The sequence below is a fragment of the Amycolatopsis sp. lyj-84 genome, assembly GCF_046549075.1.
Taxonomy (GTDB): domain Bacteria; phylum Actinomycetota; class Actinomycetes; order Mycobacteriales; family Pseudonocardiaceae; genus Amycolatopsis.
On record NZ_JAJPWO010000014.1, the window covers coordinates 244,179 to 258,772 of the forward strand.

Here is a 14,594-nt window from a genome sequence, read left to right on the forward strand (position 1 = left end):
TATCTGCACCATCATCATGGACCCATGGTGCAAAGTGCCGCAGCGCGATGGCCGACGCTGTCCCCCGAAGCGCGCGATCTCTTCCGCCGTGGCGCGGAGATCGTCCTGCATCCGCGCGCCGAATGGATCGAGGAGCTGCACGAAGCCTCGCTCGGCGGCGACAGCATGCGCGCGGTCTCCGAGGACCCCGTCCTGACCGAAGGGACGAAGCGCGCGAATCTGGCGAATCTGCTGCACTGGGCGGCCGCCAACGTGCAGCATCCCGGCAGGCGGGTCTCGGCCAACCTGAACCAGGAAGTGCTCGACGGCGCCCGCGACATGGTGCGGCGGGGCTTCGACTCCGGCGGTCTCGACGCCTACCGGCGGGCGCAGGGGGTGGCCTGGCGCCGGTGGATCGAGATCTGCTTCGACCTCACGTCGGACCCGGTCCTGCTCCGCGAACTGCTGGACGTCTCGTCGCTGTCCATCACCACGTTCATCGAGGACACCGTTTCCGCGGTGTCCGAGCGGATGGCCGCCGAACGCACGGAACTGACCCGCGGCGCCCACGCCGAACGGCGGGCGACGGTCACCCTGCTGCTGGAAGGCGCCCCCATCAGCCGTTCGCGGGCCGAGGCGCAGCTGGGCTACCCGCTCGCCGGCCCGCATACGGCCGCGATCGTCTGGAGCGGCTCGGTCACGCCGTCGTCCCAGCAGCTCGAAACCGCCGCCGAAACGCTCATGCGGGCCAGCGACGCTTCGCACCGGCTGACCGTCGTCGCCAGCGCCGCCGCCCTGTGGGTCTGGCTGCCCGGCCGGACCCCGCCGCGAGCGGACCGGCTCGCCGAAGAGCTCGCGCCGCACCCCGACGTCCGGGTCGCCTTGGGACGTCCCGGCAGCGGCATCGACGGATTCCGCCGCAGCCATCTGGACGCCGCGGCCACCCAGCGGATGCTCGCCCGGCTCACGTCACCGCAGCAGATCGCGCACTACCAGGACATCCAGCTGCTCGCCCTGCTCACCGGCGATCCCGCGCAGGCGAGCGAATTCGTCGCCGACACCCTCGGCGAACTCCGGCACGCCGACGCCGAAACCCGGGAGACCGTCCGGACTTACGTCCACGAACTGGGCAACACGACGCGGACCGCGGAGCGGCTCTACACCCACCGGAACACCGTCGTCCGCCGGTTGGCGCGGGCAGACGAGCTGCTTCCGCGACCGTTGGCGGAGAACGCGGTGGCGGTGGCCGTCGCGCTGGAGACGTTGCGGTGGCTGGGAAGCGGCGCGTGAACGACGGCGGGCGACCTCACCCGTAAGCGACCGCGAAACAGAGCACGACCGCCAAGAGGTAGACGGGGTAGCCGATGCGGGCGGCTCGGCTCAGGGCCTGCTCGGCGTTGTCACGTTTCGTCGAGGCGAGGCGTTTGCGCAGCATGGTGATCAGGACGCAGATCCCGGCGAGCAGGATGAACGCGTAATAACCCCATTCCAGGGCCACGATGTAGCTGACCGAGGGAAGCTGCGAGGTCACGTTGTTGAGCAGGACCGCGGTGCTCAGGATCGCGGTGACGCCCATCGACACGGCCGCCCGGTCGTCGGCCGGTTTGAAGAACAGGCACAGGAAAGTGACACTGATCAGCAAGACCAGCGGCAGCAGGTTCTTGATCAGGAACGGCAGGGTGTCCCGCTTGAGCTCGATCTCGCCCGCGTATTGGCTGTAGTGGATGCCTGCCGCGGCTCCCGTGGCCTGGCCGTCGCCCAGCGCGTCACTGCTGCCGACGGTCTGCCGGTAGAACCGGACCGACGAGGCGACCCAGTTCGGGACCTGGTTGATGTCGGCGGTCGCGTCGGCGCCACTGCGCAGGTAGACCCGGGGATCCTGGTCGAGGATCTCCTTGTCGGTCACGTACGACACCTGGTCTGCGGTCTGGGTCCGGTTCTGCAGCAGGACGGTGAGCCGCTGGCGGTCGAACGGGAAGTCGCGGAACTCCAGGCTGCTCTTGAACCGGTCGGCGACCCGGTAGAGGCGATAGGTGTGCCCGTTCTCGGTGACGTCGCGCAGCGGCTCCCCGAGCGCCAGATCGGGCCGGACCGCGTTGACGAACTGCACGTCGGCCGCGCCATGGCCTCCGGTGTACTTCAACCAGACGAAGAAGTCGACGAAGTAGGTGCCCGCCGCGGTGTCCAGCTCGCGGATCTCGTTGAAGTTGATCCCGGTGGCCACCACCTGGCGCCGGCTCAGATACCGGTTCTTGACCGCGATGACGTTCCCCTCCGCCACATCGGCCTTCAAGGCATCCTCGGTCAGCGGCTCGTGGATCGTGAACTGCGTCGGCGCCGAGACGAACCGTGCGCCGTCGCTGGTCACGACGGACACCGCCATCTGCGCCGACCCGTTCGCCGTGAAATACAACGGTCCCAGCAGTGCCGGGAAGGAGTTCTTCTTGTCCTTCAACGACGCCATCGTGTCGCGCACGCGCCCGCGGTCCCGCTCGCGGTGTTCTTCGTCGAAGTCGAGACCGCCAGTCTGCATCGCGTGCAGGCCGACGTTGACGGCCTGCCTGGCCGTCGCGGCCTGCCACTGCGGACGTTCCCCGTAGCGCCGTTCGTAGGCGTCGGCCCAGACCTGGGCGGTGCCGGACAGCGAGTCATGGGCCATCGGCGTCCCCATGAACAGGTTCCCGGTGAGCGAACCCGGACGGCCGCTCTTCCGTTCCGCTTCGACCAGAGAAGCGTGAAACGTACGCGAACTCAGCGACGAGACCCCGACGATGGGCGCCGTGACGCCGGCGGAACGCAGCCCTTCTATCAACTCGAGGCCGCTCTTTTCCTTGACGGCGAGCAGGATCGGCTCACCCGGATCGTGGGTCCTCAGCTCGGCGACCGCGGCCTGGACCGACGCCGCGTGCGATTCCGGCCCCGTCGCGATCGGCAGATCGGCGGTCACCCGGCCGAACTCGCCGAACGACTCCAGGAACGTCTCCCTGCCGGATCGGCCGTCCTCGTCCTCCTCGTGGACGACGGCCGCGGTGGCCGAGCCCAGGACACGCGAGATGTAGACGGAGAGGAAGTCGCTCTGGGTCCGGTTCCCGAACATGCTGCGGAAGTACCAGTCGCTGCCGTCGGTGATCCGCGACGCGCCCGCGGACGGGGTGATGGCCGGGATCCTGGCCCGCTGGTAGATCGGCGCCGCCGCGAGCGCGGTGTCGCTGCCGGCGTGCCCGATGACGAACATCGTCTTGTTCTCGCGGACGATCCGCCGCGCGATGTCGACCGCCTTGCCCACGGTGTCCTCGTCGTCGTGGACGAGCAGTTCCACCGGATGCCCGTCGACACCACCCGCGGCGTTCACGGTGTCGAGATGCATGCGCACCGCGCGCTCCATATGCGACGCTGCCACCGCGTTGGGTCCGGTCATCCCCGCCACCAGCGCGATCTGGACGGGCTCGCCGCGATCGTCCCCCGCCGCCGACCACACCCCGAGCACCGAGAGCAGGACGACCGCGGCCGCGCCCATCGCGACCCACCGCGCGGTTCGGCGACGGCCGGGCGCGGGTGTGGCGGGTGGCGACGGGTCGATCAGGTCGGCGATCTCGGCGGGCGGCGTGGACGGCACGGCGGCCAGTGCCTTGCGGGCCCGGGCGGTCGCCGGGTCGACCTTGATCGCGTAAGCCCTGTCGAGGCAGAACCTCCGTTCGCCGTCGTCGGTGACCAGGTCGGCGAGCCAGCGCCACGCGGGTTCGTAGTCGTAGTCCGTCGCGAGCGCGGCGCCCAGCAGTTCACGGGCCCGCGAGGGATCCGATTCGGCGAGCCTGGCCGCCTGGTGGGTCAGCGTGACCGCGGTGTCGGGCCTCTCCGGCACGGGACGGACCTCCGGGACTGTCGGTTCACTGGCGAACCGACAGTAGGCAGCGCTCGGCTACCCGATCGAGAAGCCTCCATCCCCTGAACCGGTGACACGCCCCGACGGCCATCCACAGTGGACGGCGACACGGTCACTCGACGTCCTCCGGACGGGCCAGCGGGAGATCCAGGTTCCGGAGCATGGCACGTTGTTCGCCGGTCAGGTCGCCTTCGATCGTGATGGTGAACGGGGGCGTTTCCTTACGGGAGTGAAGAAAATTGCCCCACGCGATGCCGAGGTTGGCCAATCCCGTGAGCGAGCCGATGGACATGCGGATGACCTCGAAGGCTCCCAGCTGACCCGAATCCGTCGAGCTGATCGTCGCGGACCGGCCCACGTCGTCGTCCTCACGAAGCCAGTCATGGAATTCTTTCAACCCTTGTTCGTCGCCGCCGGCGTTGATCGTTAGCTCCACGAGACCTCCACTCGAACGTGCATCCCTACAGATCGCGGCGTGAGCTCCAGGCGTAACAAGAATTCTGTCCTGAGACCTGACCGGTGGTTCCCGTTGACCGGCCGGTGATCAAACCCGGATCATGAAAGCCATCCCAGATCCGGTGCTTGGCCGATCCCGAGGGCGGACAACGATGTCACCGCTGCTCCATCTCGCGCTTTCCCTGATCCTGACAGCGATTCCCGTACCGGCCGCGGAACCGGTCGCTTCCGCGGCGACGGTCTGCGTGCTCTCCTGCGACACGCTCGACCCTTCTCACGCACAGCAAGACACGTTCCCGGTTCCGGACAAACTGCTCAACGGGCGCCAGATTCGGCTGCACGTCTCCGATGCCGACGGGATGGCCTGGGGCAGCATCGATCGCGGCGCGACGGGCGACTCGGTCTGGCTCGACCGGTCTTGGGACGGGGGCGCGTCCTGGGAAGGATTGCTGGGCAAGGCGAGCATCCCCGGCTCGTGGACCGGCACGAGAACCTTGATGTACAACGTGACCGACCCCGGCGAGCACCGGCGCGGCCTGATCCGCGCGTGTGGCGACGCCGCCGGTGTCACCTGTACGGAATGGATTCACCCGAAGGTCTGCGATGTCGTCTGCGACGGCACGACCCAGGCGAACGGCGACACCCAGCCGGTTCCGCCGACGACGTTGTTAGGGCGCACGATCCGCCTGCACGTCGACCGGAACGCGATGGCTTGGGGCACCATCGAATCCGGTGCGCGGGGCGACGAGATCTGGCTGGATCGCTCCTGGGACGCGGGGGCGGGCTGGGCGGGTGGTTCGTCTCTCGGCCGGACGTCGGTCGCCGCGGGCGCGAGTACCGGCGGGACGGCGTTGTTCGCGACCCGCGATCCCCGTGGCCGTCACTACGGCGGCGCCGTCCGCGCTTGTGGCAGGGAGGCCGGACACCGGGAAGGATCCTGTACGGCGTGGGCGCGCCCGGCGCCGACGCGGGCACAGGCGGCGGCCGACGCGCTCTTGTACTCCTACGATCCGTATCCGGGCTGGTGGCCGAGCAGCTGGTGGAACTCGGCGGCGACACTGACGGCGGTCATCGACCACGGGGATCGCCGCCACGACTGGGTCATCGCGCGCACCTTCGAGCGGAACCGTGGCGTTTTCCCCGCCGGTGAGCGCAGTTCCGACGCCATCGAAGGGAATTTCGAGAGCCGCGCCATCGACGACAGCGCCTGGTGGGGCTTGGCGTGGGTGGCCGCCTACGACCACACCGGCGATCCCCGTTACCTCGCCATGGCGACCAGGATCGCCGCCTACGTGCACCAATACTGGGACACGGGATCCTGCGGCGGCGGTGTCTGGTGGGACCGGGAACGGACCTACAAGAACGCCGTCACCAGTGGTCTGTACCTGCGGCTCGCGGCTTCCGTGCACCGCCGGACGCCGGGTGATTCGCTTTGGCTGCAACGATCCCGGACCGCCGCGGACTGGTACCTGGCCAGCGGGATGATCAACGCGGCCGGACTGGTCAACGACGGCCTGACCCGCGACTGCCGCAACAACGGCCAGACGGTCTGGACGTACAACCAGGGACTCGGCATCGGTGGTCTCGTCGAGGTCTGGCGTGCCACCGGCGAAACCCGCTGGCTCGACGCCGCCCGGCGACTGGCCGACGCCGCGGTGACCGGCCCGGTGCTGACCAGGAACGGCGTGCTCACCGAATCCTGCGACGTCGGGCAGAACTCCTGTGACGACAACCAAAAGCAGTTCAAGGGTATTTTCATGCGCTTTCTCGCCGATTTGGCGAACGCGACGGACTCCACGCTCTACCGGGACTTCGCGCGGCGGCAGGCCGACTCGCTGTGGGTGTCCGATCGCGACCCGCTGAACCGGATCGGGCAGCGCTGGGCGGGCGGGACGCCGAACCAGGCCGATTGGCGAACCCAAGCCAGCGGACTGGGGGCGCTCACCGCGGCTTCCTGAGTGCCGCGCGCGGTGAGGCCTGGGTCGGGTTGGCCGTGAGTGGCGGTTCGGGTTATAGCCAAGGGTGCCTACTGGATTCTGCGTGCGAGAGTTCGCGAGTTCGTGCTGCCCAGGGGTCGTGTCGCGAAAGCCACTTTCGGGACATCAGACGTCGCGAAAGTGGCTTTCGCGACACCCGGGCTGGCTGGCGAGGCCCTCGCAACGGCCCGCCACGCCACTGCCGCTCTGGCTCTCCTCTGCGGTACATGAAGGCCCCCTTCCTTGCGCCTAGGTACAGGAAGGGGGGCCTTCATGTACTCGGGGGAAGGGGTCCTTCACGCGCCGCCGCCCGCGACTGCCGGGGCTGGCGGTGTCGCTGAGGCTTCGGAGGGCGATCACGTAGTCCGTGAAGGCCTCCTTCCCTACCTTCAGGGTAGGCAAGGAGGCCTTCACGGACCTGCGACCAACTCCAGCCACAAACAGCAGGTACTTAAGACCCCTTCGGCACTAACCCGAATCGCCACTCACGACCACCTGGACCGACCGCCCAGCTCCGCATCCCCCGCCCACCCGCTCACAACCTCTAGATTGATGGCATGGTTTCCATCGCCGAGAAGGCCACCCGGCTGCAGGAGCTGCACGCCGCCCCCGAACTGCTGCTCGTCGTCAACGTCTGGGACGCGATCACCGCGAAGGTCGTCGCCGAAACACCCGGCACGCAAGCGCTCGCCACCCCGAGTCACGGCATCGCCGCCGCCCGCGGTTACCCCGACGGCGAGGTGATCCCCCGCGACGAAATGATCGCCGAAGTCGCCCTGATCGTCCGGACCGCGGGCGATCTGCCGGTCACCGCGGACCTGGAAGCGGGCTACGGCGACCCGGGCGGCACGGTCGCCCGGGCGATCGAGGTCGGCGCGGTCGGCTGCAACCTCGAAGACCAGATGAAGCCGCTGGACGAGTCCGTCAAGGCCGTCGAGGCCGTGGTCGCCGCCGCTCAGTCCGCCGGTGTCGACTTCGTGCTCAACGCCCGCACCGACGCCTTCCTCAGGGCGGGCGACCGTGACCCCGAGGAGGTGCTGGCCGACGCGATCACCCGGGGCCGCGCGTACCTGGACGCGGGCGCGTCGAACGTCTTCGTGCCCGGCAAGCTCGACGAGACCCAGGTCGGCAGGCTGGTCGAGGCGCTGGGCGACCGCAAGGTGAACCTGATCGGCGTCCCGGGCTCGATCTCGCTGGCGACCGCGCAAGAACTCGGCGTCTCCCGGGTGTCCTACGGGCCGTTCGCCCAGAACGTCGCGCTCACCGCGCTGGCGAAGCTCGCCGAGGACGTCTACGCCGGCGGCGGCCTGCCCGCCGACATGCGCAAGCTCAACTGACGTAAACGGGAAGATCGATGGCGTCCGAGGGCGGGTTGGTGAAACGAGCCGCGACACGACCGGCCCTCGGACCCGCCGCGAGACCTGCGAGAGCGTGAAGCAGGCCGATACCGGCGCGACTCTTCGGAGCCGCCAGCCGTGGCGCGATCCACGGGACCTTCTGCGCCTGCGCCACGTACGGACGCATGATCGTCTCGTAGGAACGGAAGGCGTCACCGTGTCCGGCGTGACGGCCGAGTTCTCCGGCGAGCACGTACGCGCCGACGAGGGCGAGGCTGGTGCCCATGCCGCTGAGCGGCGACGCGCAATAGGCGGCGTCCCCGACGACGGCGATCCGGCCGCGTGACCACTGTTCCAGGCGCATTTGGCCGACCGATTCGAAGAAGTAGTCGGGTGAGCCGCCCAGCTCGTCGAGTACGCGCGGGGTCTCCCAGCCGACACCGGCGTAGTGACGGCGCAGGAATTCGTGCTGTGCTGGGATATCCAGCCGTTCGAGGCCGGGACGCGGGAGCAGGAACGACAGCGAGGCACGCGTGGTGCCCTGGTTGTCGGGGCGCAGGAGGACGACCCGGCGGCCGGGAGCGTTGTACCAGCGGGCCCACCGGCCGTCGGCTTCCTCGCGCGGGACGGTGAAGTAGGCCGTGTAGAGGCCGAACGACCGGATGCGGGCGAGGTCGGCGAAAACGAGATCGCGGGTCCGTGACCGCAGGCCGTCGGCGAGCACGACGAGGTCGAAACGCCGTTCGATACCGCTGCGGAAACTGGCCTCCACACCGTCGCCGGACTCGGTCAGGCCGGTGATCTCGTCGCCGAAGACGTACTCGGCGTCGTCGCGGGTGCTCTGGTGGAGCAGGTCGGCGAGTTCACCGCGCAGGAGTTCCAGTTCCGTGACGAACCCATCGCCGTCGAGGGAATCCGTGCCGAACGACGCCCGGACGCGGCCGCGACGGTCGATGAACCGCAGTCCCTCCTCGTGGGTGACGCGATCGCGGGCGGCTTGTTCGAGACCCATGCGTTCGACGACGGTGCGGCCTGCGCCCCGCAGATCGACGGTCTGCCCGCCGAGGCGTGGCTCCGGCGCGCGTTCGACCACGGTCGGGTTCATGCCGTGCCGCCGTAGCCAGAAGGCGAGAGCGGGTCCGGCGATGCCCGCGCCGGAGATCAGGACGTTCCTCATCGCGCACCGGCCTGCGCCACGACGACGGCCTCGGTTTCCTCGGGCCGGGCCCGGCGCGGGAACAGCGGGGAGATCAGCAGGAACAGCCCGATGACCACCGTCTGGACCACGAGCGCGTCGCGGAACCCTTCGGCGGGATGGGCGATGTCGGCGAAGAACACCGTGCTGAACACCGCGACCCCGACCGAGCCCCCGATCGCCTGGACGGCGGTGAGCACTCCGGACGCGGAGCCGACCTCGTCGTCGGCGACGGCGCCGAGCACGGTGTTGAACACGGCCGCGATCACGATGCCCGCGCCGATCCCCGCGACGACGCCACCGGGCACGATCCGCCAGATCGTGAACTCACCGGTGCCGGACAAGGAGATCCACAGCCACGCGACACCGGCGAGCTGGACGACGGCCCCCGTCTGCAGGACGGTCCTGCCGAGTTTGGCGGCGAGCAGCCCCCCGCTGATGCCGCCGCCGACGGCGGTGCCGAGCGCGACCGGGAGGTTGCCCAGCCCGGCCTCTCCCGCGGTGAAGCCCTGGCCGATCTGCAGGAAGAACGTCAGCACCAGCTGGGTGCCGATCATCCCGCCGAAGAACAGCGCGACCGCGGCCAGTCCGACGGTGAAAGCCGGCTTGCCGAACAGGGCAGGGGTGACCAGCGGAGCCCGGCCGAAGCGCGCGATCCGGCGCTGCCACAACGCGAAAGCCACGTAGCCGAGCGCCGCGACCGTCAGGGAGAGCCAGGTCCACAGTGGCCATCCCGCCGCCTGTCCCTCGTTGAGCGGGAGGACCAGCAGCGCCGAGGCGGCCGCGACGAGTACGGCTCCGGCGATGTCCACGCGCAGCCCCGGCGTCCCGGTGCCGCGGGGAACCAGCCGCCGGGCCAGTACCAGCGCGACGAGCCCGACCGGAACGTTGACCAGGAACACCAGCCGCCAGCCGAGACCGAACAGATCCCAGTCGACCAGCGCGCCGCCCAGCACCGGGCCCAGCACACCGCCGAGCCCCAGCACCGGCCCGAAGACGGCGAGCGCCTTGGTGAGGTCGCGAGGGGCGAGGTTGTCCCGGAGGATGCCGAGTCCCTGCGGCAGCATCATCGCCCCCGCCACGCCCTGGACCAGGCGGAAGGTGATCAGCAGACCGGCACTCGGCGCGATCGCGCACAGCAGGGACGCGAGGGTGAAGGCCACGAGCCCGAACAGGAACATCGGGCGGCGGCCGTAGCGGTCGCCGAGCCGCCCGCCCAGCACGAGGCCCGCGCCGAGGGTGAGGGCGTACCCGCCGATCACCCACTGCAGGCCGACCGGGCTCGTGCCCAGCGATCGTTCCAGCGACGGGCCTGCCACGTTGACGATCGTCGAGTCGAGCAGGTCCATCAATTCGACGACGAGCACCGTGGCCAGCAGCCACCAGACCGCTCGTGGAGACGTCTTTTCTTCGGGTACCGACATGGTTCGTTCACTCCGGATCCTGGCGCGTTCGTACGCCGGGGCGCACGGGCGCTCCGGTCATGGGCGGGGAAAATCAGCTCTCGGGCAGGGAATCCGCGGTGCCGGTGTAGATCCGCACGACACCGGTCAGGAAGTTCTCGACGACGTCACGGTCTCCGGGGCTCAGTGCCTCGACGAGCCCCTCCACGCCACTGAGCAGCGGATGAAGCTGCTCGAAGATCCTGGCCATCGACTCCCGCACCGGCTCGACCAGCACCTTGCGCCGGTCGGTGGCGTGCGGCTTGCGGAGGATGTGCCCGGCTTTCTCGAGTCTGTCGACGATATGAGTGCTCGCCGCCGTCGAGACCCGCAGCCGATCCGCGAGTTCCTTCGCGGTCAGCGGTCCCTCGCTGGTGAGGTGTTCCATCGCCGACAGGTCGGTGGAGTTGATCCCCAGTGTCCCGCTCAGGCGCTTCTCGATCACCCGCGTGAGCGTCCCGACCTCCTGCAGGCGCTCCATCACGGAGTTGCCCACGCCGGGGGAATCGACCTGCCACGAGTCTGCTGACGTCATGCCAGGAAGCTTACTAGATAAGTCACTAACCAGGTTAGTGAAATACTGTGGCAGTCGACACCGCCTACCGCGCGGCTCCCCCGTACAGCGCGTCGATCTCGGCGGCGTAGGTCTTCGCGATCGCGGCCCGCTTGAGCTTCATCGTCGGAGTCAGTTCGACACCGCCCGGCTCCCAGCAGACCGGCAGGATGGTGAAGTCCTTGATCTGTTCGACGCGCGAAAGCCTGCCGTTGGCCTGCTCGACCACGGCGGCGACTTCCTGACGGAGAACCGCGTTCCCGGCGAGGGCTGCGGGATCGGCCGGAAGCCCGTGACGCTCGGCGAACGACGCGGCCGCGTCCGGGTCGAGGGTGATCAGGGCGACCACGCAGGGCCGCCGGTCGCCGATCGCGACGGCCGAGCCGATCAGCGCGCCCGCCGACTTGAGCATGTTCTCGATGTTGGACGGCGACATGTTCTTGCCCGCCGCGTTGATGATCAACTCCTTCTTGCGATCCACGATCGACACGTAGCCGTCCGCGTCGATGGTGGCGATGTCGCCGGTGTGCAGCCAGCCGTCGGCGTCGATCGCCTCGGCGGTCCGCTCGGGGTCGTTCCGATAGCCGCGCATCACCGCCGGACTGCGCATCAGCAGCTCCCCGTCGTCGGCCAGCCGCAGTTCCGCGCCGTACTGGGCTTGACCGACCGTGCCCGGGCGAATGGCGTGCCGCGGGTTGATCGTGCCGTGGACCGAGGTCTCCGACATCGCCCAGCCCTCGCAGATCGGCAGCCCGACGGCCATCAGGAAGTCCAGCGTGTCCACCGCGATCGGGGCGGCGCCGCTGATCGGGATCACGCAGGCGTCCAGTCCCATCCTGGCGAGCACCCGGTCGAGGACGAGCCGCCGCGCCAGCCGGTGCCGCCATCGCGAGCGCTTGTTCGGACTGTGCACTGTGGACAGTCCCACGGCGAGCGCCCAGCCCGCGATCGTCCGCCGGAGGCCGGTTTGCGCCGCGAGGGCCTGCTCGATCCCCGCCTTGATCTTGTACCAGAGCATGGGCACGCCGAGGAACACCGTCGGCCGGACGGCGGGCAGCGTGGCCACCACGGCCTTGGGGTCCGCGACACAGGTGACCGTCGCCGCCGAGACGATCGGGAAGTAGTGCGCGAAGTACCGGTTGGCCAGATGCGCGTCCGGCAGGAACGAAAGGACGCGTCCGTTGCGGACGGCGTCGGCGATGTCGGGTGACTCCAGTGCCGCGCCCATGCTGTAGGTGAGGTTGCGATGCGTGAGTTCGACACCCTTCGGCGGCCCGGTGGTGCCGGAGGTGTAGATCAGCGTCAGCACGTCGTCTGGTCCGACGGCTTGCCACGCGGTCTCGAAGTCGAACTCCGGTGACTCGCTGTTTTCCAGCTCCGCCAGGGAAGTCGTGCCCTCGGGGGCGCCGTCCACGCAGACGACGCGGTCCACGTTCCGCACCCGCGGGAGGAACTGCTCCTCGCAGACCACCACGCGGTTGCCCGCGTTCGCGAACAGGTACTCGATCTGCTCGGCGGAACTGGTGTTGTAGACCGAGAAAGGGATCGCGCCCAGGTGGATCGCCGCCACGTCGACGAGGTGGAACTCGGGCCGGTTGGTCAGCATCAGCGCCACGGTGTCCCCGCGCCGGACGCCGAGCGCGTGCAGCCCCTCGGCCAGCCGCCGCACTCGCGCGCCGTACTGCCGCCAGGTCAGCGATACCGCGTCGTCCGGCGTCCGCAGCGCGACGACGTCGCCGGATTCCGCGACCGTGCGCTGGAAAACCTGGCACAGGCTGGAGATCTCCCGCAGTTCGGCCGCGCCGACGCTCATCCGCTCTCCTCAAGATTAATACAAACGTATCAATTAAGAGTGAGACGTTAGTATCGGTTCGACCGAAGGGGAAGTCAATGACCGGTAGTCGCGGCAAGCAGCAGGCACGGAGCCGGGAGCGCCGGGAACTGCTGCTCCGGGCCGCGATGCGGCTGATCTGCGACAGCGGCGTCAAGGCGGTGACCCATCGCGCGGTCTCGGCCAGCGCCGGGCTGCCGCAGGCCGCGGCGGGCTACTACTTCGCGACCAGCGAGGAACTCATCGCCGAGGCCCTGCGGTTCCACATCCACGAGCGGATCGAGGTCGTGCGCGTCCTGCTCACCGATGTCCTGCGTGACGCGGAATCCGTGCTGGAAGTCGGCGAACGGCTCACCCAGGCGCTGGTGGCGGGCAAGTTCGGCGTGACCGTCGCCCAGTACGAGCTGTACATGGAAGCCGCCAGGAACCCGGCCATGCGGGCCGTGGTCGACGAGGCGATGGGCGCTTTCGAAGCGTCCGCCGCTCCCCTGCTCGCCTCCCTCGGCATCGCCGATTCCCGGCGCGCGGCCAAGGCTTTCATGGCCCTGCTGGACGGCCTGGCGCTGCACCGGCTGGCCAACCCGCAGCCGGTCGAAGAGGACGTCGAGCTCACGAAGCGCTCGCTGCAAGGCCTCTTCCTCGCCTTCTCCATGGACGCCGCCGACCTGCGACGGCAGACCAGCGTCCCGCTCGCCGATTGACACGCTCCCCATAATTGATACACATGTACTAGTTCAGTCGATGGGGAGGCCTCTATGACCGGACGCGTTCGCGGCGTCATCGCCGCGACGATCGTGATGGCGGCGGCCTTCACCGCCCCGGTCGCGACAGCGGCGGCCGCGCCGGGCTGTGTGCCGTGGCAGGTGCGCACCGTCGCGACGGGACTCGGCCTCCCGCTGGAAAACCTCGCCTTCGACGGACGGGGCGGGCTGCTCGTCTCGAAGACCCTGTTCGCGGGCAACGGATCCGTCGAACGCGTGACCCCGGACGGCGCGGTGAGCACCCTGCTGCCGGTTTCCGGTCCGGGCGCGCTCACGGTGCGCGGCAACGAGTTGTACGTCAACACCGGGCACAAGACGCTCGACGGGACACTCGGCCTGAAGACCGGCACCATCGACATCTTCGACCTCGACACCGGCAAACGGCGGACCTGGGCCACCGGCCTCACGATGCCCGACGGCGGCACGGTGCTGCCGAACGGCGACGCCGTGATCAGCACCCTCATCGGCCCGAAACGCGGACTCTGGCTGGTACGCAAGGAGAATCCGTCGGCGCCGGAACGGTACGGACCCGATCTGCTCGGTCCCAACGGGATGGTCGTCAGCAACGACGGGCGCACCCTGTACGTGGCCAACACCGGCGGCCCGGACTTCCAGATCGCCGCGATCGACCTCGCGAACCCGTCCGCGCCCGCGAAGAAGATCCGGCTCCAGGCGCCGTGGCCGCTGAACATCATCGACGACCTGGCCCTCGGCACCGACGGTCGGCTCTACACCGCGGGCGAGCACGGCATCGTGTACCGCGTCGACCCGGACTCCGGCGCGACCTGCGCGATCGCCACGGGCGTCCACCTCGGCTCGTCCGTGCGGTTCGGCGCGGGACCGGGCTGGGACCCGGAAAGCCTGTACAGCACCGGATTCGACGGCGCTGTACGGCGACTGGTCCCACCGGCCTGAAAAGCGGCGGCATGGCGGTGGGTCTCGTGAGTGGTAAGGACGGTTGTTGAGGGGTAGGGCAAACGTGTCGTGTTCGGGCGGGATGGGTGTTCGCGTGTGATGGGGCGGCGATCACGGAGTTCGGGGTCTGATCACGCGAGATCCGTCTCTGGTCACACGAGTCACGCCTTCGCTCACGTTAGGTTCAGTCACAGCGACACTTTTGCCCGGGGCGTCGCGAAAGCCACTTTCGGGACGTCTGATGTCCCGAAAGTGGCTTTCGCGAC

11 protein-coding genes are annotated in these 14,594 nt (G+C 69.1%); 5 read left to right on the top strand and 6 right to left on the bottom strand.

Annotation, left to right across the window (positions count from 1 at the left end; all coding sequences use genetic code 11):
* Positions 1-24 precede the first annotated feature (24 nt).
* Positions 25-1,269, top strand: coding sequence for a PucR family transcriptional regulator (locus ACLJRM_RS34940; RefSeq protein WP_101606155.1), 1,245 nt, complete (start codon positions 25-27; stop codon positions 1,267-1,269).
* Between the two features lie 16 nt (positions 1,270-1,285).
* Here ACLJRM_RS34940 and ACLJRM_RS34945 read toward each other — a convergent pair whose 3' ends face one another.
* Both ACLJRM_RS34945 and ACLJRM_RS34950 read right to left on the bottom strand, forming a co-directional pair.
* Positions 1,286-3,841, bottom strand: coding sequence for an ABC transporter substrate-binding protein (locus ACLJRM_RS34945; protein ID WP_410665524.1), 2,556 nt, complete (start codon positions 3,839-3,841; stop codon positions 1,286-1,288).
* Between the two features lie 133 nt (positions 3,842-3,974).
* Positions 3,975-4,298, bottom strand: coding sequence for an effector-associated constant component EACC1 (locus ACLJRM_RS34950; RefSeq protein ID WP_101606153.1), 324 nt, complete (start codon positions 4,296-4,298; stop codon positions 3,975-3,977).
* Between the two features lie 172 nt (positions 4,299-4,470).
* Here ACLJRM_RS34950 and ACLJRM_RS34955 point away from each other — a divergent pair, with 172 nt between their 5' ends.
* Positions 4,471-6,276 carry a glycoside hydrolase family 76 protein gene (locus ACLJRM_RS34955; RefSeq protein WP_410665525.1) on the top strand — a complete coding sequence of 602 codons (1,806 nt, stop codon included), beginning with the start codon at positions 4,471-4,473 and terminating at the stop codon, positions 6,274-6,276.
* 575 nt (positions 6,277-6,851) lie between these two features.
* Complete coding sequence (locus tag ACLJRM_RS34960) at positions 6,852-7,631, top strand: isocitrate lyase/phosphoenolpyruvate mutase family protein (protein ID WP_410665526.1); 780 nt, start codon at positions 6,852-6,854, stop codon at positions 7,629-7,631.
* Here the strand turns inward: ACLJRM_RS34960 and ACLJRM_RS34965 are convergent.
* The 4 genes from ACLJRM_RS34965 to ACLJRM_RS34980 all read right to left on the bottom strand — a co-directional run bounded on the left by ACLJRM_RS34965 (position 7,624) and on the right by ACLJRM_RS34980 (position 12,634).
* Entirely contained in the window at positions 7,624-8,808 is a 1,185-nt protein-coding gene (locus ACLJRM_RS34965) for an FAD-dependent monooxygenase (RefSeq protein WP_410665527.1), read from the bottom strand. The genes ACLJRM_RS34960 and ACLJRM_RS34965 overlap by 8 nt on opposite strands.
* Positions 8,805-10,250 carry an MFS transporter gene (locus ACLJRM_RS34970; RefSeq protein WP_101606148.1) on the bottom strand — a complete coding sequence of 482 codons (1,446 nt, stop codon included), beginning with the start codon at positions 10,248-10,250 and terminating at the stop codon, positions 8,805-8,807. The genes ACLJRM_RS34965 and ACLJRM_RS34970 overlap by 4 nt, the downstream gene beginning before the upstream one ends.
* Positions 10,251-10,323: 73 nt before the next feature.
* Positions 10,324-10,803: a MarR family winged helix-turn-helix transcriptional regulator gene (locus tag ACLJRM_RS34975; protein WP_410665528.1), complete on the bottom strand. Its 480-nt coding sequence runs from the start codon at positions 10,801-10,803 to the stop codon at positions 10,324-10,326.
* 64 nt (positions 10,804-10,867) lie between these two features.
* Complete coding sequence (locus ACLJRM_RS34980; protein WP_410665529.1) at positions 10,868-12,634, bottom strand: AMP-dependent synthetase/ligase; 1,767 nt, start codon at positions 12,632-12,634, stop codon at positions 10,868-10,870.
* Between the two features lie 77 nt (positions 12,635-12,711).
* On the opposite strand from ACLJRM_RS34980, the gene ACLJRM_RS34985 reads away from it, so the two are divergent.
* Together ACLJRM_RS34985 and ACLJRM_RS34990 are read left to right on the top strand one after the other, a co-directional pair.
* Positions 12,712-13,353 carry a TetR/AcrR family transcriptional regulator gene (locus ACLJRM_RS34985; protein WP_410665530.1) on the top strand — a complete coding sequence of 214 codons (642 nt, stop codon included), beginning with the start codon at positions 12,712-12,714 and terminating at the stop codon, positions 13,351-13,353.
* Positions 13,354-13,407: 54 nt separating this feature from the next.
* Positions 13,408-14,328 carry an SMP-30/gluconolactonase/LRE family protein gene (locus ACLJRM_RS34990; RefSeq protein ID WP_410665531.1) on the top strand — a complete coding sequence of 307 codons (921 nt, stop codon included), beginning with the start codon at positions 13,408-13,410 and terminating at the stop codon, positions 14,326-14,328.
* Positions 14,329-14,594: the final 266 nt, after the last annotated feature.

Excerpts from the sequence above, each read along its gene's own strand:
- ACLJRM_RS34940 (WP_101606155.1), top strand. The coding sequence starts at position 25 with ATGGTGCAAAGTGCCGCAGCGCGATGGCCGACGCTGTCCCCCGAAGCG.
- ACLJRM_RS34955 (WP_410665525.1), top strand. The coding sequence starts at position 4,471 with ATGTCACCGCTGCTCCATCTCGCGCTTTCCCTGATCCTGACAGCGATT.
- ACLJRM_RS34960 (WP_410665526.1), top strand. The coding sequence starts at position 6,852 with ATGGTTTCCATCGCCGAGAAGGCCACCCGGCTGCAGGAGCTGCACGCC.
- ACLJRM_RS34965 (WP_410665527.1), bottom strand. The coding sequence starts at position 8,808 with ATGAGGAACGTCCTGATCTCCGGCGCGGGCATCGCCGGACCCGCTCTC.
- ACLJRM_RS34970 (WP_101606148.1), bottom strand. The coding sequence starts at position 10,250 with ATGTCGGTACCCGAAGAAAAGACGTCTCCACGAGCGGTCTGGTGGCTG.
- ACLJRM_RS34975 (WP_410665528.1), bottom strand. The coding sequence starts at position 10,803 with ATGACGTCAGCAGACTCGTGGCAGGTCGATTCCCCCGGCGTGGGCAAC.
- ACLJRM_RS34980 (WP_410665529.1), bottom strand. The coding sequence starts at position 12,634 with ATGAGCGTCGGCGCGGCCGAACTGCGGGAGATCTCCAGCCTGTGCCAG.
- ACLJRM_RS34985 (WP_410665530.1), top strand. The coding sequence starts at position 12,712 with ATGACCGGTAGTCGCGGCAAGCAGCAGGCACGGAGCCGGGAGCGCCGG.
- ACLJRM_RS34990 (WP_410665531.1), top strand. The coding sequence starts at position 13,408 with ATGACCGGACGCGTTCGCGGCGTCATCGCCGCGACGATCGTGATGGCG.